This is a genomic window from Cellulosimicrobium funkei (assembly GCF_004519295.1).
In the GTDB taxonomy this organism is placed as follows: domain Bacteria; phylum Actinomycetota; class Actinomycetes; order Actinomycetales; family Cellulomonadaceae; genus Cellulosimicrobium; species Cellulosimicrobium funkei.
The window spans coordinates 328981-354624 of sequence record NZ_SOZH01000006.1 but is presented as its reverse complement, the minus strand read 5'-3'; the positions used below and the strand labels follow the sequence as shown (position 1 = coordinate 354624).

Genomic DNA, 25644 nt, shown 5'->3' with positions numbered 1-25644 from the left:
CTTCTTGGGCACAGCGACATCCTTCCAGCAGGACCTCGTCCCGCAGATGGAGTGTCAACCGATCCTGCAGCAGTCCCACGAGAGGCACTCCCCAGTGGCCAGGATCCCCAGCGACAAGATCGAGAGTATTCGCCGGCGCTACGCCGACAAGATCGAGAGCATCCGTAACGACCGCACGCGCACCGAAGAGTGGAAGACCGGTCAGCTCGCCAAGGTCTACCTCAACATCCACTCCCTCGTGGAGCAGGCCCAGGCCCGGGCAGACGCCACGGAACGGGGGACCCTACGGGACGCCCAGCACCAGGTGCTCGGCACGGTCGGGCTCAAGGGTGACAATGCCTCGCTCATCATCAGCCAGCGCGACGCAGCAGATCGAGTCGCCAACATCAAGACGGCCGGCCAGGCGCTCCAGCTCCTGGGGCAGGCAAGTACCACCGGTGACCAGGTCCTCGCCCGAGCCGTCGCTGGTATCGCGCTACGCAATCAGTGGGTCGAGGTAGCGGACGCCTTCCTCGCCGAGTACCCCGAGCTCAACGACCCGTACAACCTGCTTTGGGCCAACGAGCACGGCGGCCCGTCCAGCCTCGAACAGGAAGTGTTCCTCGAGTCCGCCATTGACTCGCTCCGACCTCGTGAGCTCGCGGGCATGGGGCTCTTTCACATCCAGCACCTCGCGAGCAAGGCCGAGGACGCGGCGTGATCGCACCCCAGGGGGCACCCCCAACCGGCACCCTGCCGGACCGCCGGGGAGCTCTCTCGGTGGTGCGGAGGGTTCAAGATTTCCGGTCCCCGTTACACGAAGGGCCGAATCATGCGGATCTGGTCGACGTCGCGGGTACGGAGAGGGGTGTGCCGGCGATGCGGGGCCCGGTTCATCGGCTCGCTCGTCGGTCGGTCGCAAGTGGTGCTCGGAGCGGTGCCGGATCGCTGAGTGGCGTGCGACCAGGGCACGCGCAGCACGGAACGTGAAGGTGGACAAGGAGGCCGCACATGGCGGATAGGACGATCAACTGGACCATCAACGCCCGCGTCTCGGGTGCGATCAACCAGATGAAGGCACTCGGGAAGGTGACCCAGGACGCGGCGAACGCCGGCCTGAACTGGACGGCGAAGCACGAGCAGTCGATCAACACGTTGGCGAACGGGTTCGGCGTGGCGGGAGCGGCTCTCACTGGCTTTGCGACTCTGGCGGTCACGAAGTTCGCTGGCTTCGACGCGGCGATGTCCTCAGTGCAAGCAGCGACCATGGAGTCTGCGGACAACATGCAGCTGCTGCGCCAGGCGGCCATCGACGCCGGAGCGGACACCCAGTACTCGGCCTCGGAGGCTGCCGGAGCGATCGAGGAGCTCGCCAAGGCGGGCGTCTCGACGAAGGACGTTCTCGGCGGCGGCCTGACCGGGGCGCTCGACCTCGCTGCGTCGGGCGCGATCGACGTCGCTGATGCGGCCGAGGTGGCGGCTTCCACGATGACGCAGTTCGGCCTGTCGGGTGAGGACGTCACGCACATTGCTGACGTCCTGGCGGCCGGTGCTGGCAAGGCGCAGGGTGGCGTGCTCGATCTCGGGAACGCGATGAAGTACGCGGGCATCCCGGCGGCTCAGCTCGGGATCTCGCTCGAAGAGACGGCTGGCACGCTGGCCCTGTTCGCGTCGAACGGCATCGTGGGCGAGCAGGCGGGTACGTCGTTCCGGTCGATGCTGATGTCGCTGACGGCGCCAACGGCAGCAGCACAGCGCGAGATGGACAAGTACGGGATCTCGATGTTCGACGGAACCGGCAAGTTCATCGGCATGGAGGCTGCGGCTGGGCAGCTGCAGAACCGTCTCGATGGGCTCACGGATGCCGAGCGAAACGCGGCACTCGGTCGCATCGTGGGCAACGAGGCGATCGGGGCGACGAACGCGCTCATGGTTGCTGGCGCAGAGGGTGTGCGTGAGTGGACCGCCGCGGTCGATGACCAGGGCTACGCGGCTGCACAGGCGGCAATTCGGATGGACAACCTCAAGGGCGACATTGAAGGTCTGATGGGGTCGCTGGAGACGGCGCTTATCGGCGTGGGCGAGGGCGCCAACGGTCCGCTGCGCTCGCTCGTCCAAGAAGCAGACTCGGCGGTCGACGCGTTCAACCGCATGCCAGACCCTGTGAAGAGGGCGACGCTCTTCGTCGCCGGCGGCGCAGGACTGGGGATGCTTGGGGTTGCGGCAATGGGCAAGTTGACGATCGGCATCAATGACTCAGTGACGGCAATGCGGGACCTGGGTGTCATGTCGCAGGCGACGAGCGGGAAGGTGACCCGGATCGCTTCTGCACTCACGAAGGCCGGGATGGTGGCGGGCGGGATCTACGCGACCGCAGCGGCCACGAGCGCTCTCGTTGACGTCCTGACGGCCGGGGAAGCCGCCCCCGGGGCAGAAGCCCTCGCGGCGGCGGTCCAGGAGCTGAGCGAGGCCGGAGCGGATGTCTCGTCGCTGGACGCGCAGTTCTCGAACTTCGGCGAGGTTCTCGGCATGTCCCGTGTGAACGTCGAGGGTCTGGGTGAAGCGATCGACTCGGTGTTCAACCGAGACGTGACCGACAATGTCGCCGCGTTCGTCGGGACGATCCCCGGGATCTCCGCCTACACCGAGGCCGCGGAGGAGCGCTTCCGTTCGCTCGACCAGACACTCGCCGGGATGGTACAGGGCGGGTCGCTCGACACGGCTGAGGCGGCGTTCGCCAAGATCGCCACCGAGGCGCGCAAGCAGGGCGTCACGGTCGACGAGCTCATGACGATCTTCCCCAGCTACGAGGACGCGCTGATCGGCGCGGAGAACGCGCAGGACGAGATGGCGACCGCCACGATGGCTGGGACCGAGGCGGCGCAGGACCAGGTGAGCGCGCTCGGAGAGCTCGTCGAGGCGCAGCGTGAGGCCGCGGGGATCGCCCTGAGCGAGCGGGACGCCCAGCGCGAACTCGAGCGGTCGATCCGGGACGCGCAGGCATCTCTCGAAGAGAACGGCGCGACCCTGGACGCCACCACCGAGAAGGGGTACGCCAACGCCGAGGCGCTCGACGACATCGCGAGCAGCACATGGGACGTCATCACGGCCATGCAGAAGAACGGCGCGGACCAGGTCACCCTGCAAGGCGTCATGCAGACCAGCCGTGACCGCTTCGTCGCGGTCGCTGAGTCGATGGGTCTCGGCGCGGACGAGGCGAACGCGCTGGCGGATCAGCTCGGCCTGATCCCGACCGACATCGAGCCTGTCGTGGACGTCCAGACGGGCAACTCGATCTCGAACGCGCAGGCGGTCCAGGGTGCGCTCGACGCGATCAAGAGCAAGGCGGTGACGATCACCGTCGGGGCCGTCGTGCAGCAGTCGGTGCATGCGGCCCTGGCCTTGGCTTCGATGGCTACGGGCGGGCTCGGCAGATCCGCGCTCGGCGGCGGATTCGCCAAGGGCGGATGTACGGGAGGCGGCAGCAAGCACGAGCCGACCCGTTCGCTCAGCACCGGTGCGTTCGAGCCGACCCGGGCGGAGACCCTCGACAGCCTCGACGAGGAGCTGCGAACCCTCGTCGTGGAGATGGAGGGCGTGAAGTGACTTACCTCTACGCCGACAGCACGGCAGGCGACTGCGCCTTCATCCTGACGGATACCTGGTCCTACTCCCCGGCCGTACGCCACATGGGCATCAGCGACAAGTGCCGGGTCTACCCGAGCCGGCGCCTCGCGGTCGCGATCCAGGGTAACTCCGCGTTCGCCAGCTGGTGGTGTGCGGCTATCGAAGAACTCGGCTCCGCGTCCGTCGACCTGGACACTCTTAACCTCCACGGACCGGAGACCCTGCGCGCTGGATGGCAGGGGCACCCGGGCGCCGGCGACACGATCATCGTGCACGTCGGATGGTCCGAGGCGGCCGGGCGCTTCACCACCACCGTCCTCGACTCGCGTCACGACTTCGACCCCGAGCCCTACGAGGGCGTGTTCGTCCACCCCACCCCGATCGGCTACAAGTTCAGCCCCAACGAGCTCGAGCGCGCCGAGAAGGACCACCTCGCGGCACTAGCGGGAGACATCTCACCCGAGCGCGCGCAGATGCACGAGCAGAACATGGAGATGGTGCGAGCCGGGGATCTCCCCATCCCCTCACTACCGGACAACGCCAACCACGTCTCGTTCGCCGAGTTCGTCCGCGACAACCGGTCGCGCAAGGCCGCCCACACCATGCACCACGTCCTCGTCGGCGGCTCGCTCTACTGCACCATGCTGGCCTACGACGGCGTCCAGGTCGTCAAGCTGCACGACTTTCCCGACGACCCCGCCGTCCTCGCGGGAACCCTGCACCCCGTCACACAGCACGGTCCCTGCCGCTGCGGCTCGGGCAAAGAATGGATCGACTGCCACGGGGCACTCGAGCTCGACGACCCCTGCCGCTGCAAGTCCGGATCCCGCTTCCGCGACTGCTGCGCCGTACTCAACGACCACGCCCGGAGGATGCCAGCATGAACGACGAAGCCACGCCCGACGACGTCAGCGCACTCATCATCGAGGCCCAACGCCTGGGGATCAAGGTCGAGCTCTGGATGAGCAAGTGGCGGAACAAGTACCCCGCCGAGGCCGTCGACGGCGTCCTCGTGAAGGTGCCCGCAGGATCCGGCGTCACCCTCAACGGGAGCCGGCCGCCAGCGACTCAGGCCCACGTGCTCCGCGAGGCGATCACGACCCGCGACGTCGAACCGAGCGAGCCCGACTGGGAGTACTACCCGGAGCTCGACTCGTGGACGAAGCCGATCGTCGCGCCAGAAGACGAGCCGGACTTCACCCTCTCGTAGCGGGTGAATTCAGACCAAAGAGGGCTGCCGGCCTGGAACGCTTGTGCCAGGTCCGCGGAGCCGCGGGCATCCGTCACTGGGGGAAGTATGAAGATCCGACCGTTCCTAATCGGCGCCGCCGCAGCGGCCCTGCTCGCGGGGTGTTCCGCAGGCATCAACACACCGGAGGTCACTCCGAGTGAGGAGTCGCCGGCTGAAGTCGCCGAGACCGAGACACCGGCCGAAGAGCCGACCACCGAGGAGCCCGAGGCACCTACTACCGGAACTCGAGAAGCGCCGCTCAAGCCGGGGGAATCTCGGAAGCTCTCCGATGAGTCGGCTTGGACGCTCTCGCTGAACAGCAGCAACCTTGACGCCGCTGAAGCGATCATGGCTGCCGATGAGTTCGCGCAGCCGCCTGCGGAAGGCGAGGTGTTCATCGTCGGCAACTTCAGTGTCGGCGTCGACGGTGAAGCACTGGCCGCACAGGGCATCGATCTCGCGAACGACGGCGCCGACGTCTGGTCCAGCGTCCTCTTCACGTACGTCGCGGCTGACGGCACAAGCTACGACGGCACGACCGGAACGATGTGCTACACGGACAACATGATCTACAACCAGGGGACGGTCTATCAGGGTGGCGTCACCGTCTCGGGGGACGTGTGCATGGCTGTTCCGGCTGACAAGGTTTCGGGCGGCCTGTGGCGCGCAGCCAACATGCAGAACGACAACGTCTGGATGAGCCCCTCGTGAACCGGAAGGGCATGGGCCAGGCGCTCTCAGCGGGAGTGTGGTGGCCCGCTGATGCCTCTTGACGACATCGAACGTGCAAGCCTCGAGTCAGGGCCGATTGAGCCAGCGTTCCGATGGCTCCGTGCGCTCGAGAACGATGCAGAGAGCGCCTGGACCGGGGTCGACGACGACCTACGGCTCTGGTTTGCGCTGCGCTGGGTGGAGGCCAATCCCGCCGCGCTCCACCATCCCGTCGTGACAGAGAAGAGCCCTGAGGCGTTTGCTGCAGCGCTCGCAGCGAGTGGGCAGCGACACCCGCTGTTCCCGTCGCTGTGGCGCGTGACCCGCCGAGGGCTCATCGAGGCGCTAGGCCCGTTTCTCGGCCAAGAGCTCTCGGCCAGCGTGCGACCTCGACCCCTCGCGCCAGGGCTTGAGGTGGTCCGGTTGTTCCAAGCATCTGACTTGCCGCCGGAGGAAGACGGGATCCGCCTTTGGCAGCCGGGCGTAGAGCTTCCGTCGCTTGTACTCGTGATGAGCCAGCACGGCGAGGGTTGGAGGGTACACGCGCCGGGGGCTTGGCTTCCCGTTACAAGTTGGCCGCCAGCGTTGAACGAATTGGACCCGGCCCTCCTCGACTAGTAATTGGCATCCGCGCCTGAGGCGCGGTGAATCAGATGGGTAGCATCCCCACATGCCCGACCTAACCAACCCGAACGAACTTGCGGGAGAACTCGACGTCTCCGCTTCGATCGTGCGTCGCTGGCTCCGGGAGACGGTGGACCGGGGCGGCGAATCGGGTCCGTGGTTGATCGACGACGACCTTGCCGACAGGGTGCGCGCGCACTTCGCCGCGACGGCCGCCGCGCGTGCTGAGCGCCCCGCCGTGTGTGCCGTCGACGGGTGCGACCGGACCGCGGTCGGGCGAGGGCTGTGCCGGATGCACTACACCCGGTGGGACCGGCACGGGTCGACCGACAAGCTCGACGGCGCGGACCGCCAGCGCGCCAAGACACACTGCCCGCGCGGGCACGAGTACACGCCGGAGAACATGATCGTGTACCCCTCGGACGGGCGCCGACGGTGCCGCGCGTGCAGGCTCGGGGCTACGCCGGCGACGTCTCCACGGTGATCCTCACCCCGGGCTGCTCGCCGGTGAGGGGCTGGCGCTTCGCCGCGACGAGCCGGTCAACCCGGTCGTCGGCAGGCTGCGGATGCCCGGCCCAGTCCCGCTGACCGAGCACGTCCGCCATCGCGTCGAGCGTTGGCTTGGCAAGGTTGTCGATGTCCCAGACCTCGCCACGGTGACGCGCAGGCCCGAGCCGGAACTCGAGCTCGACGCTGTACCTGTGCGCGGCGGGGTCGTGCTCAGGGTGCTCGGCGCGCCAGGCAGCGAGCACTGCGGACACCGCGGTCTTCCAGGCCGGCTCACGCGCGGTCGCGAACGTGGCGGGGAAACCCCGGACGTCGACGCACAGCAGCGGTGTCCATCCGGCGCGCTCCATGGGTGAGAGCGTACCGATTCGAACGCGCGTTCGAATGAGGCGTACCCTCGTGCCGTGGGCGAGCAAGACGACGGACGGCGGCTGATCCGTCACGGACGCGACGACCGGCCCGGGATCGCCGCCTCCGCCCCTCGCCCAGACCAGCTCGAGGACCGCCCCTGGTCGCAGCGGAAGCCGCTGAACCACGAGCACCCACCGCGGTCACCCGTCCGGCCGTCCGGCGACCTGCCCGTCATCGTGCGTCTCCTCTGGCAGACCCACGAGGAGCTGTTGCCGGCGCGCGCGATCCGGTGGACCGACACGCACGCCATGGTCGTCATCAAGCCACTTGCACCGCCGTACAACCAGCACGAGCTCATCGTCTGGCTGCGTGTCGAGGATGTGTTTCGGACGGTTCCGCGGAGGCCGCCGATGAGATCGTGACTGCGACTCATCACTGAGTCAGGGCATCGAGGGCACCTAGAAACGAACGGATCCAGTCCAGTTGTTTGAGAACCTCGGCGGCATCGAGTTCCTGGTGCTTCAGGGCACGTGGGCGTGACATCCGCTTGATATCGCCCTCGTGGACGATCGAGTTCCTTCGCTGGGACAGCATGTTCAGGTGGTCCATCAGGTCCTGCTTTGGCTCGCTCAACGTCCTCGAAAGTTGCCCCCAGCAGTCCCGAACTCCTGCCATGCGGAGAGCGGTCTCGACGCCCCGCGAGGACTGGTATGTATCAGTCAAGATCCGACGATGTAGTACGTTGCGCGCGCGCACCTGGGGTCGATCCCGACGGTTGGCCTTCCTGGCGTCGACGCTCGCCTGTCCCATGGCGAGCAGGTCTTCGAAGGAGACCTCCAGTTTCCGGAGGTCCTTCGGTAGCGGCTTGCCCAAGTCGACCCGATGTACGACCCAGTGCAAATACGTGTCGATCGCAGCAACCCCCATTGCCCATGCCTGGCGCCGCAGGTCGGTAGACACGGTCGGGCTGAGTCCTCCGGCTCCTGAAGTGTCGAGCGCGAGTAGCGCGTAAGCCCTATCGAGGACATCGCCGCCGGCGGAGAGTGGAGTCACTGGCATCTCGGGCCCCTGGGGAACGGAGTGAAGCCGCTTCCTCGCGGCCTGTTGCCCAGAGGCTACCGAGGGCTCGATCGATGTGGGTGATTTAGAGACGGGCACATGGGGTGAAACGCAGTGGTCCTGGACCGGCTCCTCCGCACGACGGAGACAGCAGCGAAATGGACCATGATCGCCTGGTGAATCGCGGAGAAGAGTGGGCACACCGACTGCGCGACACGTCCTCCTCCGAGAGAGTTCGGGTACAGGACGTGCGGCCACACAAGCGCTCGCCACGAGTCGTAATCGAGTTTCGGGACGGCGAGAAGGCGGGACAAGTTGTCGCGGTACCCGCCGGGCGCCTCCGCGTCCCCTGGTCCGACGTTGCCGCCTACAACGCCCTCATGGACAACTGGGAACGCCTCAGCCGATACGAGCTCACCGACGCGGAGAGCAGCGCCGCCGTTCAGGTTCTCGAGCTGCTGGTCCCGCAAGCGGTCGGCGAGTGGACTCGGAAGCCAATCCGCGATGGTTACAGGATTGCTTCCCTGAACGCTCTTGCTGAGATCGTTCAGGCGGACGTCGCCTCGCTCCTTGCGAACGTGGACACCTTCACCTACGAGGGCGCTCTCTGGACCTCTGCCGAGGGCACCGTGCGGATCGCACAGGCTGCCGCAGCAGCCCACTCGGTCCCAGTACTTGCCTGGGTGCACGAGGATGAGCGGAGCTGCCGACAGCACACCAAGCACGGTCGCCCCAGCACGACCGGTGACAAGGGCGACCACACCAACCCGGACTGGGAGTTCGAGTACTACCTGGAGCACACCCGACCCGTGCACGAACTACTCCGCCAGTGGTGTGGCCACCGTGCCGTCGTCTTCCATGAGCGTCTCGTCGCCGCAGAGCGCGAGGTGCATCGCCTGGACGAACTCTTGGCACGCGCGCTCGGCGAACTCCGCAACAGCGGTGCCGCGACCTCGGCGGATGTACTCGGGGAAGAGCACGAACGCGATCGGGTCACGCCCTACAACGTCCGGCCACTCGTCGAGCGACCGCTTACGCCGGTAGAGATCCCGGTTCGGGTCGTCTACCGCCGCGCCTGGTGGTGAGGAGCCTTCGAGCCACGTGAAGTCCGCAGCCAGTCCGCAAGACGTCACCCCGGGGCCACCAAGAGGACCCGAAGGCACCCCAGCGGATCGTTGAGATACCAACGGTTCAGTGGAGTGCACCCTGCGTCCACCAGGTAGCGGAAAGTTCGAGCTCTACTACGACATCTGATCGGAGGGCCTCACGGCCCTGCCCAGGATGACAGCGAACGGCGTCCGTCCCGCACCTCTCCGGTGCAGGCCGGGCGCCGTTCCGCGTGGTGCGACGAGCATGCCCTTGTCGCCGGAGCACCCCTCGCGCTAGGTTTGCGAGCGGCGGTAACGATGCCGCCCGCAACAGCAGGGGGATTCATGAGCACTCGCTTCCGGCGCGCCCTCACCACCGTCGTCTCCGTTTTCACCTCGGCGGTCCTCGCCGTGTCCGTCACGGCCCCGGCGGGCGCGGGAACGGGCCTCTCCCCCGCGAGCGCCGACCAGCCCGCGAGCGCCGCCGCGTGCGCCGCGACGTGGTCGCCGACGACCGCGTACTCGGGCGGGAAGACGGCGTCGCACCACGGGCGGAACTGGACGGCGCGGTGGTGGACCCAGCGCGAGACGCCGGGGTCGACGAGCGTCTGGGTGGACGCGGGCCGGTGCACGGGCGGCGGGTACGACTTCGTGGTGAGCCGCGCGGAGTTCGACGCGATCTTCCCGAAGCGGCAGCCGTTCTACACGTACGACGGGTTCGTCGACGCGCTCGGTGCGTACCCGGCGTTCGCCAGCACGGGGACGCCGGAGACCCGGACGCGCGAGGCCGCGGCGTTCCTCACGCACGCGGACTTCGAGTCGGTCGGGCTCCGGTACGTGAAGGAGATCAACGAGGCGAACTACTGGATCAAGTGTGACTACTCCCAGCCGTTCGGCTGCCCGGCGGGCCAGACGGCCTACTACGGGCGCGGGCCGATCATGTTCAGCTGGAACTTCAACTACAAGGCTGCCGGCGACGCCCTGGGCCTCGACCTGCTCAACGACCCGTGGCTCGTCGAGGAGGACCCGTCCGTCGCGTGGCAGACCGCGCTCTGGTACTGGAACACCCAGAACGGACCCGGCGTGATGACGTCGCACCAGGCGATGGTGTCCGGCGCGGGCTTCGGCCAGACGATCAACTCGCTCAACGGGGCGCTCGAGTGCGGCGGTGGCAACCCGGCGTCGGTGCAGTCCCGCGTGGACCGCTACGTGCGGATCACCGAGGTGCTGGGCGTCGCCCCGGGCTCGGGACTGACCTGCTGAGCGGTCCGGACCGCGGCGTGGGCGGCCGGTCGGCCGCAGCACGTCCGGCGGCGTGAGCGGCGGGTGCGGTGCACGCAGGGGGCGCACCGCACCCGCCGGTCAGCCGCCGAGCCCGCCGGTCAGCCGCCGACCCCGGCGGCCACCGGCGCCTCCTCGGTCCCGGATGCCGAGCCGGCGTCGGGCGCAGTCTCCGGGTCATCCTCAGGCCGCACGACGTGGGAGGACGGCAGCCCCGTGCCGGGGCGGAACCCGGCGTAGTGCTCGGCCGCGGCGCGGGCGCACTCGTCCTGGTAGACGTGCCCGCCACCGAGGTACACGGCGATCTCCTCGCGCTTGCCCGGCACGTTGCCGCCGACGAACCAGGCGCCCGCCTTCCTGCCCTCCTCGTACATGACGGTCGCGCGGGCCGCGCGGTCCGTCTCGGCGCGCCACCACTCCTCCGCCTCGGGCGTGGCCTCGAGCCGGTCGACGCCGTGCTCTCGCGCGTACGCGAGCGCGCGCTGGAGCCACTGCGCGCCGCGCTGGACGGGCACCGTGAGGTTGGACAGCGGCGTCTGCGGCCCGAGGGACATGAAGAAATTCGGGAAGCCGTGGACGGAGATGCCGAGGTAGGTGCGCAGACCGTCGCGCTCCCAGCGCTCGCGCAGGGTGACGCCGTCCCGCCCGACGACGTCGAACGCCGTGAGCGCCCCGGTCATGGCGTCGAAGCCGGTGGCGAGCACGAGCACGTCGAGCTCGTGCTCGACCTCCCCCACGACGACTCCGCGCGGTGTCACGCGCGTGATCGGCGTGGTCAGCACGTCGACGAGCTCGACGTTCTCGCGGTTGTACGCCGCGTAGTAGCCGTGGCCCGTCGGGGGTCGCTTGCCCATGAAGCGGTACGTCGTCGGGGTGAGCAGGCGGGCCGTCCGTGGGTCCTCGACGACCTCGCGGATCTTGCCGCGCAGGAACTCGGACGCGAGCTCGCTCGCCTCGGGGCTGGACACGAGGTCCGTGAAGCACTCGTTGGCGAACCGGAAGCCGCCCGCCTCCCAGCGGGACTCGAAGACGCGGCGGCGCTCCTCGGCGTCGACCTCGAGCGCGGACCGCGTGGGGATCTCCATGGGGACACCGAAGGGGTGGCGCGTGGCGCGCTCGAAGACGTCGTCGTAGCGGGCGCGCAGGGCGGCGAGCTCGTCGGCCGTCACGGCGGGGCTCGTCGTCTCCAGCACGTAGTTGGGGGTGCGCTGGAAGACGGTGACGTGCTCCGCCACGGCCGCGAGCTCCGGCAGCATCTGGATCCCCGAGGCACCGACCCCGAGCAGGCCCACGCGCTTGCCCGCCAGGTCGACGCCCTCGTGCGGCCAGCGGGCCGAGTGGTGGACCGGCCCCGCGAACGTGTCGAGCCCCGGCAGGTCCGGGTACAGGGGCCGGGAGAGCAGGCCGGTCGCGGAGACGACGTACGTCGCCTGCAGCCGGGAGCCGTCCGCGAGGGTGAGGGTCCAGAGGTTCGTCGCGTCGGAGTGCTCGGCCCGCTCGACGGCGACGCCGAGCCGGATGTCGCGGCGCAGGTCGAGCCGGTCGGCGACGAACTCGAGGTAGGCGCGGATCTCCTCACCGCGCGGGTAGCGCTCGGACCAGTCCCACTCGTCGCGCACCTCGCGCGAGAACGAGTACGCGTACGCGAGGTACTCGGAGTCGGTCCGCACGCCCGGGTAGCGGTTGGCCCACCAGGTGCCGCCGATCCCGTCGGCGGCGTCGACGACGAGCACGGACAGACCGATCTCGCGCAGATGGTGCAGCATCGCCAGGCCCGAGTAGCCCGCCCCGATGACGACCGCGTCGTAGGACGTGCCGTTCGTGGTCTCCGCCATGGACGACTCCCCCGTGTCAGGTACGTCGGCACGGGCCCGGTGCCCGCGCGACGCGGTATACCGTGCCACGACCTGCGACGTCGTGCCACGGTGACCGCAGGACGGTCACGGGCTCGCGGCTCAGAACGGCCAGACGAGCGGCACGTAGAGGACCGCTGCCGCGAGGAAGACGAGGGCGAGCGGCAGGCCGAGGCGCCAGTAGTCGCCGAACCGGTACCCGCCGGGCTGCAGGACCATGAGGTTGACGGGGGTGGCGATCGGGGTGAGGAACGCGGCCGCGCCCACGACCGTGAGCGCCATCATGAACGGCAGCACGCTCACGTCGAGCGTCTGCGCGAACGACACCGCGACGGGAGCCATGACGAGCACCGTCGCGACGTTCGAGATGAACTGCCCGAGCACGAGCGTGAGCACGCACACCACGAGCAGCGCGAGGCGCGGCGACCCGTCGCCCGTGAGCCGGAGCACGAGCCCGGCGATCGCCTCCGCCGCCCCGGACGAGACGAACGCCGCGGACAGCGGGATGAGCGCCGCGATGAGCACGACGGTGTCCCACGAGATCGCACGGAACGCCTGCGGCACGGTGACCACCCCGCCGACCACCAGGGCACCCGCGGCGAGCAGACCGGCGATGACGGGCGGCACGACGCCGGTCGCGAGCAGCACGATGGTCACGACGAGCACGGCGAGGCAGCGGCGCCAGCCGCGGCTCAGCGGGACGCCGCGCTGCAGGCTGCGCGCCGAGTCGACCGCGAGCACGTCGGGCGACTGCGTGTACCGGTGGAGCGCGTCCCACGGGCCGCGCACGAGCACGGCGTCGCCCGGCTGGAGGGTCAGCGTCCCGGAGGCCCGCTCGGCGTCGGACGCCGACGCGTGCGCCTCGCCCCGCCGGAGGGCGACCACGACGAGCCCTTCGTCGCGCGTCGTCATGCCCGGGCTGACGGTGCGCCCGACGAGGGTCGATCGGGGTGCGATGACCACCTCCACGACCCCGGTGCCGCCGGTGAACAGGCGGCCCGTGTCGAGGTCGGGCGTGTAGCTCTCGCGCCACGAGCGCACGCGCTCGCGCGGGTCGGTCGCGGTGTCGGCGAGGTGCTCGGGGACGCGCTCGGGCAGCAGCCGGTCGCCGAGGGTCACGACGAGCACCGCGGTGGCGAGGACGAGCGGGACGCCGACGAGCGCGAACTCGAAGTAGCCGAACTCGCGACCGCCGGCCTCGGCCGCCGCCTCGGAGACGATGATGTTCACGGGCGTGCCCGTGAGGGTGAGCAGCGACCCCGCGCCGGCGGCGAACGCGAGCGGGACGAGCATGCGCGACGGCACGATCCCGGCGCGCGCCGCCGCGACCACCGCGACGGGGAGCAGCGCCGCGACGGCGCCGTTGATGCTGATGACCGCGGCGAGCAGCGCGGCGACGCCCACCATGAGCGTGAGCAGGCCCGCGCGCCCGAGCGACGCGCGCCGCTCGAGCCACTGCCCGATCCACGCCGTGACGCCGGTCGAGTCCAGCGCGTCGCTGAGCACGAAGAGCGACGCGATGAAGAGCACGATCGGGTCGCTGAATCCGCCCAGCGCCTCGTCGAGCGGGAGCACGCCCGTCGCCCACAGCGCGACAGGCACGAAGAGCGCGACGACGACGAGCGGCAGGCGGTTCGTCATGAAGCCCACGACGGCGAGGGCCAGGATCGCGAACGTGGCGACCAGCGGGTCGATCATGGGCCCCCCTCTCGGACGTCAGGATGCCACACGGTCCGGACGGCGAGCCGTGCGGAATAGTGACGCCGCGGACGCGTTGTCGATGACCATGACGACTCTCGGGATCATCGGCGCAGGCAACATCGGTTCCCAGGTGGCGCGGGCCGCCGTCGGGCAGGGGTACGACGTGGTCATCGCGAACTCGCGCGACCCCCGCACGCTCGACGACCTCGTCGCCGAGCTCGGTCCGCGGGCGCGCGCGGCGACCGCGGAGGAGGCGGCGCGGGCCGCCGACGTCGCCGTCGTGGCGGTGCCGTTCCACGCGTACCGCGACGTCCCGGTCGAGCCGCTCGCGGGGAAGATCGTGCTCGACACGAACAACTACTACTGGGAGCGCGACGGCCACGTCGACGCGCTCGACCGCGGCGATGCGACGTCGTCGGGCCTGCTCCAGGAGCATCTGCGGGCGTCGAAGGTGGCGAAGGCGTTCAACCACATCCAGGCGCCGCACATCACGACCGACGGCACGCCCGCCGGGACGCCGGGGCGCCGCGCGCTGGCGACGTCGAGCGACTTCCCCGAGGCCGCCGCGTGGGTCGAGCGGTTCTACGACGAGCTCGGCTTCGACACCGTCGACACGAGCCCGCTCGCGGAGTCGTGGCGCGTCGAGCGCGACCGCCCCGCGTACGTCGCGCGGCAGGACGCCGACGAGCTGCGGGCCAACCTCGCGCGCGCCCCGCGCACGATCTGACCGTCCCCGCACGGCCCCCGGTCAGTCCTCGCCGTAGAAGACGCGCTCCATGACGGTGCGGGCCCGGCGGGCCGTGCGGAGGTAGTGCTCCTCCAGCTCGGCGCCCGTGTCGACGCCCGGCAGGTCGAGCACGCGCGCGAGGCCGTTGAGCGCGAAGCGGTCGTGCGGCAGCACGTCCACCGTCGTGCCCGTCGTCCGCCCGGACCACAGCACGAGCGCGCTGCGCAGGCGCGACGCGAGGTGCCACGCCTCGCCGAGGGTCGCGGCGTCGTCGGGGTCGACGAGCCCGACGTCGACCGCGGCGTCGAGCGCGTCCACCGTGGACGTGGTCCGCAGCGCGGGGACCTCGTGGGCGTGCTGGAGCTGGAGGAGCTGGACGGTCCACTCGACGTCGGACACTCCCCCGCGCCCGAGCTTGAGGTGCCGCGACGCCTCCACGCCGCGCGGGAGCCGCTCCGCCTCGACCCGGGCCTTGATGCGCCGCACCTCGCGCACGTGCGCGAGGTCGAGACCTCCGGCCGGGTAGCGCCGCTCGTCCACGACCCGGGTGAACGCCTCGCCGAGCCCGGCGACGTCGCCCGCGACGGGCCGCGCGCGCAGGAGCGCCTGCGCCTCCCACACGCTGGACCAGCGCTCGTAGTACTCGGTGTACGACGCCAGCGAGCGCACGAGCGGGCCGTTGCGCCCCTCGGGTCGCAGGTCGGCGTCCACGGGCAGCGCGGGCTCCGGCCCGACGGCGGACAGCAGCTGCCGCAGCCGCGTCGCCGCGGCGAGCGCGTACGCCTGGGCGGCGTCGCCGGCCGCACCGGGCGCGGGGTCGTGCACGAACATGACGTCGGCGTCCGAGCCGTAGCCCATCTCGCGGCCGCCGAGGCGCCCCATCGCGACGACGAGCAGGCGCGCCGGCGCGGACGACGGGTCCGGCGCGTCGTACCCGAGCTCGTCGCGCGCCACGAACTCCGCGACCCGGAGCGCGCCCGCGAGCACGACGTCCGCCGCGTCGGAGATGCTGCGCGCGGCGTCGACCGGGTCGACGACCCCGAGCAGCTCGGCGGCGCCCGTGCGGGCCAGCTCGCGCCGCCGCACGGCGCGCAGGCTCACCGTGGCCGGCTCGACCTCGTCGGCGCGCGTGAGGATCGCGTCGGTCTCCGCGGCGAGGCGCTCGATGCCGCGCGGGACGAGGTCCGCGTCGCCCGCGAGCCAGCGCACGGACTCGGGCGACCGGCCGAGCGCGTCGGCCATGTAGCGCGAGTTCGCCAGGAGGTGCGCGAGCCGCTGGGCCGCGGACCCGGAGTCGCGCAGGAGCTGGAGGTACCAGTGCGTCGTGCCGAGCGTCTCGGAGAGCGTGCGGAACGCGAGCAGCCCGGCGTCCGGGTCCGCGCCCTCGGCGAACCAGCCGAGCATCACGGGCAGGAGCTGACGCTGGATGGCGGCGCGACGGCTCACGCCCTCGATGAGCGCGGTGACGTGCCGCATGGCGCCCGCCGGGTCGCGGTAGCCGATGGCGGCGAAGCGCGCCTTCGCGGCCTCCGGCGCCAGGCTCACCTCGTCCGGCGAGAGCTGCGCGACGACCGGCAGGAGCGGCCGGTAGAAGATCTCCTCGTGCAGGCCGCGCACCTCGCGCCGCGTCGCGCGCCACCGCTCGGTGAGGCCCGCCGCGCCCTCGGTCCGCATGCCGAGCGACCGGGCGAGACGACGCAGCTCGTCGTCGGCCGTCGGGAGCAGGTGCGTGCGCCGGAGCCGGAAGAGCTGGATGCGGTGCTCGAGCGAGCGCAGGAACCGGTAGCAGACGCCGAGCCGGGCCGCGTGCTCGCGCCCCACGTACCCGGCGGCGGCGAGCTCGGCGAGCGCGGTGAGGGTGCTGCGGCTGCGGATCGAGTCGTCGGACCGCCCGTGCACGAGCTGGAGCAGCTGCACGGTGAACTCGACGTCGCGCAGGCCGCCCTTGCCGAGCTTGAGCTGGCGGTCGGCCTCCGCCGCGGGCACGTGCGCCTCGACGCGACGGCGCATCGCCTGCGAGTCCTCGACGAAGTTCTCGCGACCCGCGGCCGACCACACGAACGGGGCGATCGCCTCCTCGTAGGCGCGCCCGAGCTCGCGGTCGCCCGTGACGGTGCGCGCCTTGAGCAGCGCCTGGAACTCCCACGTCTTGGCCCAGCGCTCGTAGTACGCGACGTGGCTCGCGAGCGTGCGCACGAGCGGCCCCTGCTTGCCCTCGGGGCGCAGCGCGGCGTCGACCTGCCACAGGGCGGGCTCGCCGGACGTGCCCGAGCACACGCGCGCGAGGCTCGTCGCGAGGCGCGCCCCCACGGTCGTGGCGTACCCCTCGTCGAAGCCCTCGGCGGGCTCGACGACGTAGATCACGTCGACGTCGGAGACGTAGTTGAGCTCGCGCGCCCCGCACTTGCCCATGCCGACGACCGCGAGGCGCACCCCCGCGCCGTGGTCGTCGAGCTCCGCGCGCGCGACGGCGAGCGCGCCCTCGAGCGCGGCAGCCGCGAGGTCCGCCAGCGCGGCGCCGACCGCGGGCATGCGCGTCAGCGGGTCGGTCACGGTGAGATCCGTCGCCGCGATGCGCAGGATCCGCTCGCGGTAGGCGCGGCGCAGCGCGTCGACCCGCTCGGGCCCCGACTCGTCCGCGACCGGGACGGCGGCATCCGGGTCGGCGCCCACGGCGCGCAGGAGCTCCACCCGCACGTCGCCCGCGGCCACCCCGGTTCCCGGCGCCGGGTCCGCGACGACCTCGAGCAGCGCGGGGCGCCGCACGACGTCGTCGCCGAGCGCGACCGACGCTCCGAGCACCGCGAGCAGCCGGTCGCGGGCCGGGCCGGGCCGCAGGGTGCCGCGCGCGAGGTCCGCGAGCGCACCGCGCGCCTCGACGTCGGGGCGCAGCGCGCCCGCGAGCCGCACGACCTGCAGGAGCGCGAGGTCCGGGTCGGCGGCCTGGCCGAACGCGGCGAGCAGCTCGTCGTCGACGACGCCCGCCGGGTCGGCGGCGCCGGCCTCGGGACCGTCGACGGACCGGGCACCCGGGTCGAGCAGCAGCGCCAGGTCCGGGTCCGCGAGCAGGCCGGCCGAACGCGTGATGTCGGCGAAGCCGAACCGCGCGAGCCGACCCGTGAGCGTGGGCCGGCGGGACCCGCCGGACCGACCGGACGTCGTCGTGGACCCGCTCACAGGACCTGGAGGAACCGCTTCAGCTCGAACGGCGTGACCTGCGCGCGGTACGCGTCCCACTCCTGGCGCTTGTTGCGCAGCACGAAGTCGAACACGTGCTCGCCCAGGGTCTCGGCGACGAGCTCGGAGCCCTCCATGATGCGGATCGCCTCGTCGAGCGACTGCGGGAGCGGCTTGATGCCGAGCGCACGACGCTCCGCGTCGGTGAGCTCCCAGACGTCGTCCTCGGTCTCCTCGGGGAGCTCGTAGCCCTCCTCGATGCCCTTGAGCCCGGCGGCCAGCATGACGGCGAACGCCAGGTACGGGTTGGTGGCCGAGTCCAGCGCGCGGTACTCCACGCGGCTCGAGTTGCCCTTGCCCGGCTTGTACATGGGGACGCGCACGAGCGCGGAGCGGTTGTTGTGGCCCCAGCACACGTAGCTGGGGGCCTCGGCCCCGCCCCACAGGCGCTTATACGAGTTCACGTACTGGTTCGTGATCGCGGTGATCTCCGCCGCGTGGACGAGCAGGCCCGCGATGAACTGGCGCGCCGTCTTGGACAGCTCGAACTGGGCGCCGGGCTCGTGGAACGCGTTGCGGTCGCCCTCGAAGAGCGACAGGTGCGTGTGCATGCCCGAGCCGGGGTGGTCGGCCATCGGCTTGGGCATGAACGACGCGAACACGCCCTGCTCGAGCGCGACCTCCTTGACGACCGTGCGGAACGTCATGAGGTTGTCGGCCGTCGTCAGCGCGTCGGCGTAGCGCAGGTCGATCTCGTTCTGCCCCGGCCCGGCCTCGTGGTGGGAGAACTCGACCGAGATGCCCATGGACTCGAGCATCGTGATCGCGGCGCGCCGGAAGTCGTGCGTGCTCCCGCGCGCGAGGTGGTCGAAGTACCCGCCCTGGTCGACGGGGACGAGCGGCGACCCGGCGTCCGCCGGCTGGTTGAACAGGTAGAACTCGACCTCGGGGTGCGTGTAGAACGTGAACCCCTTGTCGCTCGCCCGGGCGAGCGCACGCTTGAGGACGTTGCGGCTGTCCGCGAGGGACGGCTCGCCGTCGGGCGTGAGGATGTCGCAGAACATGCGGGCGGTACCGTGCCGCTCGCCGCGCCACGGCAGCACCTGGAACGTGGTCGGGTCCGGCTTGGCGATCATGTCGGCCTCGTACACGCGCGTGAGGCCCTCGATCGAGCTGCCGTCGAACCCGATCCCCTCGGCGAACGCCGACTCCAGCTCCGCCGGCGCGATCGCCACCGACTTGAGCATGCCGAGCACGTCGGTGAACCAGAGCCGGATGAAGCGGATGTCGCGCTCCTCGACCGTGCGGAGCACGAACTCCTGCTGCCTGTCCATGCGGTACATCCTGCCTGATCCGTGTGACGAACGGGTGACACGGTCGTGTCCTGGACGTCGTGCCGCGCGGCGGGCCCCCGGACGAGCCGTCCGCCCTGCTCGTCTAGGGTGGACGCATGGCTGATCTGCGCGTCGCGCTGGCACAGGTCGACACGTGCGTGGGGGACCTCGACGGCAACGCCGCCCTGGTCCTCGAGCGCACCCGGGAGGCCGCGGCCGCGGGCGCGCAGCTCGTCGCCTTCCCGGAGATGACCCTCACCGGCTACCCGATCGAGGACCTCGCGCTGCGGGCGTCGTTCCGGCGCGCGGCGTGGGACGCCGCGGCGGACATCGCGGCGCGGCTCGACGCCGAGGGGCTGGGCGCGGTCACCGTCGTGCTCGGCACCGTGGGAACCTCGGGCGCGCCGCGCGGTGCGGGCGCCGCGGAGCGCGAGGCCTCGGGCTCCCCCGCCGACCTGCCGACCAACCGCGCCGTCGTGCTGCGCGACGGCGCCGTGCAGGCCGCGTACGACAAGCACCACCTGCCCAACTACGGCGTGTTCGACGAGTTCCGCATCTTCGCGCCCGGCGAGACGACGACGGTCGTCGAGGTCCAGGGGCGCCGCGTCGGCATCGCGATCTGCGAGGACATCTGGCAGGACGGCGGCCCCGTCGCGGAGATGGCGACGCTCGACGAGGCGGGCAACGGGCTCGACCTGCTGCTCGTGCTCAACGGGTCGCCGTACGAGGAGGGCAAGGGGCACGTTCGCACCGACCTCGCCGCGCGCCGCGCGCGCGAGGTGAGCGCCCCGGTCGCGTACGTGAACCTCGTGGGCGGCCAGGACGACCTCGTGTTCGACGGCGGCTCGTTCGTCACCGACGCCGCGGGCACGGTGGTCGCCTCGTCGCCGCAGTTCGTGGAGGACCTGCTCGTCTGGGAGCTCCCCGCCGACGGCGCCCCGCGCGGGCCGCGCGCCCCCGAGCTGCACCCGGACGAGGAGGTGTACCGGGCGTGCGTGACGGGCCTCGCGGGCTACGTGCGCAAGAACGGCTTCCGCTCGGTCGTCCTCGGCGTCTCGGGCGGCATCGACTCGGCGCTCACCGCCGCCGTCGCCGCGGACGCGATCGGGGGCGAGAACGTCGTCGGCGTCTCGATGCCGTCGCGGTACTCGTCGGACCACAGCAAGGACGACGCGGCCGACCTCGCGAAGCGGCTCGGCGCGGACTACCGCGTCCAGCCGATCGCGCCCATGGTCGAGGCGTTCCAGGGCGAGCTCGCACTGGAGGGCGTCGCGGAGGAGAACCTCCAGGCGCGCGTGCGCGGCGTGATCCTCATGGCGATCTCCAACCGCGAGGGCCACCTCGTCATCGCGCCCGGCAACAAGTCCGAGCTCGCGACCGGGTACGCCACGATCTACGACGCCGGCAGCATCGGCGGGTTCGCGCCGCTCAAGGACGTCGACAAGTCGCGCGTGTGGCAGCTCGCGCGCTGGCGCAACAACGCCGCGCTCGACCGCGGCGAGATCCCGCCCATCCCGGAGTCGTCGATCACCAAGCCCCCGTCGGCGGAGCTGCGCCCCGGCCAGACCGACCAGGACTCGCTGCCGCCCTACGACCTGCTCGACGAGGTCCTCGACGCCTACATCGAGCACGCCGAGGGACGCGCCGAGCTCCTCGCCCGCGGGTTCGACCCCGAGGTCGTCGACAAGGTCGTGACGCTCGTCGACCGCGCCGAGTGGAAGCGCCGCCAGTACCCGCCGGGCCCCAAGGTCACCGCGCTCGCGTTCGGCCGCGACCGCCGTCTGCCGATCACGAACCGCTGGCGCGAGCCGCTCGCCTGACGACGCCGGCACCCCGCGCGTCGTCCGCCCCCTCCCGCACCCAGGAAAGGCCGTCATGTCTGCTCACACCGCCCCCGAGCCCGCCGCGACCGGCGGCACGGGACCGCGCCGCGTCCGCGTGCACCACCTCGCCGAGGCCAAGACGCGCGGCGAGAAGATCACCATGCTCACCGCCTACGACGCGGTGACCGCGCGCATCTTCGACGACGCGGGGATCGACATGCTGCTCGTCGGCGACTCGATCGGCAACACGATGCACGGGCACGCGTCGACCCTGCCCGTCACGGTCGACGACCTGATCCCCCCGGCCCGCGCCGTCGCGCGCGCCGCGCGCCGCGCGTTCACCGTCGTGGACCTGCCGTTCGGCTCGTACGAGGCGGGCCCCGAGCAGGCGCTCGCCACCGGCGTCCGGTTCCTCAAGGAGACGGGCGTGAGCGCGGTCAAGCTCGAGGGCGGCCGCCGCGTCGCGGCGCAGATCCAGGCGCTCACGGACGCGGGCATCCCCGTCGTCGGGCACCTCGGCTTCACGCCGCAGTCCGAGAACCTGCTCGGCGGCCCGCGCGTCCAGGGGCGGGGCGACGACGCCGCGGAGCGCCTCAGCGAGGACGCGCTCGCCGTGGCCGAGGCGGGCGCCGTCGCGGTCGTGCTCGAGATGGTGCCGGTCGAGGTGGCCGCGCGCGTCACCGAGATCCTGCGCATCCCCACCATCGGCATCGGCGCGGGCGCCGCGTGCGACGGCCAGGTGCTCGTCTGGACCGACATGGCCGGGATGACGGACTGGTCGCCCCGGTTCGCCAAGCGCTACGCCGAGATCGGCGCCGCGCTCGGCCAGGCGGCGGCCGACTACGCCGCCGACGTGCGCGGCGGGACCTTCCCCGACGACGCGCACAGCTTCGCCCGCTGAGCACCCGGTGCGGGCGCCGGGTCACCCTGCGCCCGCACCGCCGTCGGCGACCCACGCGGCGACGCCGCTCGCGACGGCGTCCGCGTAGCGCTGGCGGCCCTCCTCCGACTCCATGACCGCGGCCTCGTCGGGGTTGCGCATCTCCCCCAGCTCGAGCATCACGGCCGGCCGCTCGGCGTGGTTGAGCGTCGCCAGGTCGGCGCGCCGCTGGACGGGGCCGTCGTCGGCCGCGACCGACGACGACGGCGCGAACCCGGCCGCCGTCAGCGCGGCCACGAGCTCGTGCGCGAGCGCGACGCTCGGCTCCCCCTGGGCCTCGTCCACGGGCGGGTCGGACACGATCGCGAAGAACCCGTGCGCGCGGCGGTCCTCCGTGCCGTTGGCGTGGAGCGAGACGAGCACGTCCGCGTCGTTCTCCTGCGGGAACCGGCCGCGCGCGTCGACGCACGGTCCCACGCCCGCGTCGTCGGGGCGCGTGAGCACGACGACGGCGCCCAGCTCGGTCAGGCGTCCCGCGAGCCGTCCCGCCACGTCCCACGTGAACGCGTGCTCCGGGTAGCCGGAGTCCGCGGACGTCCCCACGGTGTTGCAGGCCTTGGTGTCGCCACGGCCGTCGGGGACGGGCGCGTTCACGACGAGCGGGTTCGCCCCGTTCCCGCCGTTGTGCCCCGGGTCGACGGCGACCGTCACGCCCGCGAGCGGGGGCGCCGGCCCGGTCTCCGTGGCGGTCGGGTCGGGCGACGCCGTCGACGGCGCGGGCTCCGGCGCGGCGGGCACGGCCCCGCCCGAGGGGGTGACCGTCGTCGGGTCGGCCCCCGACACGGCGCGGACCTGCAGCGCGACGAGGAACGTCAGCGCGCCCACCGCCAGCCCGGCGAGGAGCAGGCCGAGACGGCCCGACCACACCCGGCGCGGGCCGGGCGGTGGGGCGTGGGTCACTCCTCGCGCTCGCGGCGGTCTTCCTCGTCCCAGGCGTCGGTGCGCTCGCGCGCCGTCTCCAAGGCCTTCTCGGCGGCCTCGCGCGTCGGGTACGGGCCCATGCGGTGCGACCACGACGCGCTCGGGCCGCGGTGCACCTCGCCGGTGCGCGTGTCGTAGTAGTACCCGTCCGCGGCCGCGGGCTCGCCGTCGTCGCTGAAGCGTGATCCGGTGCTCATGCCTCGATCCTCCCCCATCCCGGCCCGGCCGGCCGCCCACGGCGCCCGCGCGTTCGTAGACTGGCGGCCATGAGCACCGCCCCCGTCCCGGCCGACGCCGCCGCTCCCCCACGCCCCGGGCGCCGTGGTCCCCTGACGCCGGGCGTCGTGGGGCCGCAGCGGCAGGTCCCGACGACGATCGAGCGCCCCGAGTACGTGGGCCGGCCGGGACCGCGGCCCTTCGAGGGCAGCGAGGTCAACGACCCCGCGACCGTCGAGCGCATCCGGACGGCCTCGCGCGTCGCGGCGCAGGCGCTCGTCGAGGTCGGGCGCCACGTCGCCCCCGGCGTCACGACGGACGAGCTCGACCGCGTGGGCCACGAGTTCCTCCTCGACCACGGCGCCTACCCGTCGACGCTCGGCTACCGCGGGTTCCCCAAGTCGCTGTGCACCTCGCTCAACGAGGTCGTGTGCCACGGCATCCCGGACTCCACCGAGCTCGTCGAGGGCGACATCGTCAACGTCGACATCACCGCCTACGTGGGCGGCGTGCACGGCGACACGAACGCCACCTTCACCGTCGGCGAGGTGGACCCGGAGTCGGCGCTGCTCGTCGAGCGCACGCGCGAGGCGCTCGCGCGCGGCATCAAGGCCGTCGCGCCCGGCCGCCAGATCAACGTCGTCGGACGCGTCATCGAGCGCTACGCCGCCCGCTTCGGGTACGGGGTCGTGCGCGAGTACACGGGCCACGGCGTGGGGCGCGCCTTCCACTCGGGGCTCGTCGTGCCGCACTACGACGCGGCGCCCGACCACGCGACCGTGATCGAGCCCGGGATGGTCTTCACCATCGAGCCCATGCTCACCCTCGGCACGTCCGAGTGGCGGATGTGGGACGACGGGTGGACGGTAGTCACCGCGGACGCCTCGCGGACCGCGCAGTTCGAGCACACGCTGCTGGTGACCGACGACGGAGCGGAGATCCTCACACTGCCATGAACGCCCACCAGGACTCTCACGCCGCACCCCCCACGGACCGCCCGCGCCCCCGCACCGCCTTCGGCATCGACGTCGGCGGCAGCGGCATCAAGGGCGCCCCGGTCGACCTCGCCACGGGCGAGTTCGCGCAGGAGCGGCACCGCATCCCCACCCCCCAGCCGTCGACGCCGCAGGCCGTCGCGGAGGTGATCGCCGAGCTCGTGGGCGCCTACGACCTCCCGCAGGACGTGCCGATCGGCGTCGCGTTCCCCGCCCCGCTCCAGCACGGCGTCGTGCGGTTCATCGCCAACCTCGACAAGTCGTGGACGGGCGTCGACCTCCCGGCGCTCGTCGCGCGCGAGACGGGACGGCACGTCGTCGCCGTCAACGACGCCGACGCCGCGGGCGTGGGCGAGGTGCGCTACGGCGCCGCGCGCGACGCGGACGGCGTCGTGCTCGTCGCGACGCTCGGCACCGGCATCGGCAGCGCGATCCTCGTCGAGGGCCACCTGCTCCCCAACACGGAGCTCGGCCACCTGGAGATCGACGGGTACGACGCCGAGACGCGGGCCTCCGACGCCGCGCGCGACCGCGAGGACCTCGACTGGGCGCAGTGGGCCGAGCGGCTCCAGCGCTACTTCGGGGTCGTCGAGGACCTGTTCTCGCCCGACCTCATCGTCGTGGGCGGCGGCGTGAGCAAGAAGCACGAGCACTTCCTGCCGCTGCTGCACCTGCGGGCGCCGATCGTGCCCGCCCAGCTGCGCAACGCGGCCGGGATCGTGGGCGCCGCGTCGCTCGCGGCCGACGCCGTCTGACGATCGTGCCCACGGTCCGAGCCCGGTCCCGAGGGGCCGGGCTCGCCGGGGCCGTCAGGCCGGGCTGACCTCGTGGTGCTCGGTGCCGAAGATCTCGATGACGCCGAGCATCTCGAGGACGTCCGTGACGACCGTCGGCGGGTTGCGCAGCGTCACGGACAGCCCCTCCTCGGAGCCGATCGTGTAGAACTGCACGAGGAACGCGATGCCCGTCGAGTCCATGAACGTCACCTTGGACGTGTCGATGACCACGGGTACGTCGCGTTCGAGAGCGTTGGCGAGCGCGGCGCTCGCCTCGCTGCGCAGGGCGACGTCGATCTCGCCCCACATGTCCACGACGCTCGCGTCGCGTTCCTCGAGCAGCCGGATGCCGCCCGTCCCTGCCCCGGTGTCGCTGCGTTCGAGCTCCTGTACCAACACTGCCCCGCCCTTCGTCCCGCCTTGCCTCGCCCACCCCGACGAGTGCCGCGCCTCCTGCCCGACGCCCCGACCTGTCGGCCCCCTGCTCTCGTACGTCGTCGGGCGACAGCAGGACTCCGGCGTGGTCGGTCGTCGCCAGAGTACCCCACGGATAGCGTCGGCTGGTAGGCCTCTGGCGAAGACTTTACCCAGACCCCCGTGGGCGGCCGTTCACCGGGGCGATGGTTGAGGGTTCATTCAACAACTGGACGGCTGTCCAGACGGCGACGGCCGCCACGGACCCGGTCTCGGGTCGACGTGACGGCCGTCGTGGCGGGCGCCGGA

General features: G+C 71.7%; 23 protein-coding genes. 14 read left to right on the top strand and 9 right to left on the bottom strand.

Annotated elements, in window-relative coordinates:
• From E1O70_RS12305 to E1O70_RS12280, 6 genes are all read left to right on the top strand, one after another.
• Nucleotides 1–700: hypothetical protein (locus E1O70_RS12305; protein WP_205688647.1), on the top strand; the 700-nt coding region annotated here is incomplete at its 5' end.
• A 290-nt stretch (nt 701–990) separates the two neighbouring features.
• The gene (locus tag E1O70_RS12300; RefSeq protein WP_061269436.1) at nt 991–3585 is read left to right on the top strand and encodes a phage tail tape measure protein; all 2595 of its coding nucleotides are present in this window, start codon (nt 991–993) and stop codon (nt 3583–3585) included.
• Nucleotides 3582–4490, top strand: a complete 909-nt coding sequence (locus E1O70_RS12295; protein ID WP_061269437.1) for a hypothetical protein — start codon at nt 3582–3584, stop codon at nt 4488–4490. The genes E1O70_RS12300 and E1O70_RS12295 overlap by 4 nt, the downstream gene beginning before the upstream one ends.
• Nucleotides 4487–4816, top strand: a complete 330-nt coding sequence (locus E1O70_RS12290) for a hypothetical protein (protein WP_061269438.1) — start codon at nt 4487–4489, stop codon at nt 4814–4816. Before E1O70_RS12295 ends, E1O70_RS12290 begins: the two co-directional genes overlap by 4 nt.
• An 87-nt stretch (nt 4817–4903) precedes the next feature.
• Entirely contained in the window at nt 4904–5548 is a 645-nt protein-coding gene (locus tag E1O70_RS12285; protein ID WP_061269439.1) for a hypothetical protein, read from the top strand.
• A 670-nt stretch (nt 5549–6218) separates the two neighbouring features.
• Nucleotides 6219–6656, top strand: a complete 438-nt coding sequence (locus E1O70_RS12280; protein WP_061269440.1) for a hypothetical protein — start codon at nt 6219–6221, stop codon at nt 6654–6656.
• Here E1O70_RS12280 and E1O70_RS12275 read toward each other — a convergent pair.
• Nucleotides 6631–7029 (bottom strand): RusA family crossover junction endodeoxyribonuclease, encoded by a 399-nt coding sequence (locus E1O70_RS12275; RefSeq protein ID WP_061269441.1) that lies wholly within the window; start codon nt 7027–7029, stop codon nt 6631–6633. The genes E1O70_RS12280 and E1O70_RS12275 overlap by 26 nt on opposite strands.
• A gap of 54 nt (nt 7030–7083) precedes the next feature.
• On the opposite strand from E1O70_RS12275, the gene E1O70_RS12270 reads away from it, so the two are divergent.
• Nucleotides 7084–7452, top strand: a complete 369-nt coding sequence (locus E1O70_RS12270; RefSeq protein WP_061269442.1) for a hypothetical protein — start codon at nt 7084–7086, stop codon at nt 7450–7452.
• A 10-nt stretch (nt 7453–7462) separates the two neighbouring features.
• Here E1O70_RS12270 and E1O70_RS12265 read toward each other — a convergent pair whose 3' ends face one another.
• Nucleotides 7463–7990, bottom strand: a complete 528-nt coding sequence (locus E1O70_RS12265; RefSeq protein WP_061269443.1) for a hypothetical protein — start codon at nt 7988–7990, stop codon at nt 7463–7465.
• A gap of 479 nt (nt 7991–8469) precedes the next feature.
• Between E1O70_RS12265 and E1O70_RS12260 the strand changes: the two genes are divergently transcribed.
• Both E1O70_RS12260 and E1O70_RS12255 read left to right on the top strand, forming a co-directional pair.
• A complete protein-coding gene (locus tag E1O70_RS12260) occupies nt 8470–9174 on the top strand; it encodes a hypothetical protein (RefSeq protein WP_061269444.1) in 705 nt (234 codons plus the stop codon).
• Nucleotides 9175–9522: 348 nt separating this feature from the next.
• A complete protein-coding gene (locus E1O70_RS12255; RefSeq protein WP_061269445.1) occupies nt 9523–10440 on the top strand; it encodes a glycoside hydrolase family 19 protein in 918 nt (305 codons plus the stop codon).
• A gap of 119 nt (nt 10441–10559) precedes the next feature.
• Here the strand turns inward: E1O70_RS12255 and E1O70_RS12250 are convergent, their stop codons facing one another.
• Both E1O70_RS12250 and E1O70_RS12245 read right to left on the bottom strand, forming a co-directional pair.
• Nucleotides 10560–12293 (bottom strand): flavin-containing monooxygenase, encoded by a 1734-nt coding sequence (locus E1O70_RS12250; RefSeq protein ID WP_061268586.1) that lies wholly within the window; start codon nt 12291–12293, stop codon nt 10560–10562.
• Between the two features lie 120 nt (nt 12294–12413).
• On the bottom strand, nt 12414–14009 hold the full coding sequence (locus E1O70_RS12245) for an SLC13 family permease (protein WP_228485379.1): 1596 nt from the start codon (nt 14007–14009) through the stop codon (nt 12414–12416).
• Between E1O70_RS12245 and E1O70_RS12240 the strand changes: the two genes are divergently transcribed.
• Nucleotides 13951–14739 (top strand): NADPH-dependent F420 reductase, encoded by a 789-nt coding sequence (locus E1O70_RS12240; RefSeq protein ID WP_338077834.1) that lies wholly within the window; start codon nt 13951–13953, stop codon nt 14737–14739. The two genes, E1O70_RS12245 and E1O70_RS12240, sit on opposite strands and share 59 nt — an antisense overlap.
• A 21-nt stretch (nt 14740–14760) precedes the next feature.
• Here E1O70_RS12240 and E1O70_RS12235 read toward each other — a convergent pair whose 3' ends face one another.
• Together E1O70_RS12235 and glnA are read right to left on the bottom strand one after the other, a co-directional pair.
• Complete coding sequence (locus E1O70_RS12235; protein ID WP_061268587.1) at nt 14761–17916, bottom strand: bifunctional [glutamine synthetase] adenylyltransferase/[glutamine synthetase]-adenylyl-L-tyrosine phosphorylase; 3156 nt, start codon at nt 17914–17916, stop codon at nt 14761–14763.
• A complete protein-coding gene (gene glnA / locus E1O70_RS12230; protein ID WP_021483141.1) occupies nt 17913–19250 on the bottom strand; it encodes a type I glutamate--ammonia ligase in 1338 nt (445 codons plus the stop codon). The genes E1O70_RS12235 and glnA overlap by 4 nt, the downstream gene beginning before the upstream one ends.
• Before the next feature lie 116 nt (nt 19251–19366).
• Between glnA and E1O70_RS12225 the strand changes: the two genes are divergently transcribed.
• Both E1O70_RS12225 and panB read left to right on the top strand, forming a co-directional pair.
• Nucleotides 19367–21070, top strand: a complete 1704-nt coding sequence (locus tag E1O70_RS12225; RefSeq protein WP_061268588.1) for an NAD+ synthase — start codon at nt 19367–19369, stop codon at nt 21068–21070.
• Nucleotides 21071–21125: 55 nt separating this feature from the next.
• Nucleotides 21126–21974 (top strand): 3-methyl-2-oxobutanoate hydroxymethyltransferase, encoded by an 849-nt coding sequence (gene panB / locus E1O70_RS12220; protein ID WP_034653916.1) that lies wholly within the window; start codon nt 21126–21128, stop codon nt 21972–21974.
• 21 nt (nt 21975–21995) lie between these two features.
• On the opposite strand, the gene E1O70_RS12215 is transcribed toward panB, so the two are convergent.
• The gene (locus E1O70_RS12215; protein WP_167496883.1) at nt 21996–22913 is read right to left on the bottom strand and encodes an N-acetylmuramoyl-L-alanine amidase; all 918 of its coding nucleotides are present in this window, start codon (nt 22911–22913) and stop codon (nt 21996–21998) included.
• Nucleotides 22910–23131, bottom strand: a complete 222-nt coding sequence (locus E1O70_RS12210) for a hypothetical protein (protein WP_043653514.1) — start codon at nt 23129–23131, stop codon at nt 22910–22912. The genes E1O70_RS12215 and E1O70_RS12210 overlap by 4 nt, the downstream gene beginning before the upstream one ends.
• Nucleotides 23132–23200: 69 nt before the next feature.
• On the opposite strand from E1O70_RS12210, the gene map reads away from it, so the two are divergent.
• Together map and ppgK are read left to right on the top strand one after the other, a co-directional pair.
• On the top strand, nt 23201–24106 hold the full coding sequence (map, locus tag E1O70_RS12205) for a type I methionyl aminopeptidase (RefSeq protein WP_061268590.1): 906 nt from the start codon (nt 23201–23203) through the stop codon (nt 24104–24106).
• The gene (ppgK, locus tag E1O70_RS12200) at nt 24103–24900 is read left to right on the top strand and encodes a polyphosphate--glucose phosphotransferase (RefSeq protein WP_061268591.1); all 798 of its coding nucleotides are present in this window, start codon (nt 24103–24105) and stop codon (nt 24898–24900) included. The genes map and ppgK overlap by 4 nt, the downstream gene beginning before the upstream one ends.
• 54 nt (nt 24901–24954) lie before the next feature.
• Here the strand turns inward: ppgK and E1O70_RS12195 are convergent, their stop codons facing one another.
• On the bottom strand, nt 24955–25320 hold the full coding sequence (locus E1O70_RS12195) for an STAS domain-containing protein (RefSeq protein WP_021482430.1): 366 nt from the start codon (nt 25318–25320) through the stop codon (nt 24955–24957).
• Nucleotides 25321–25644 lie beyond the last annotated feature (324 nt).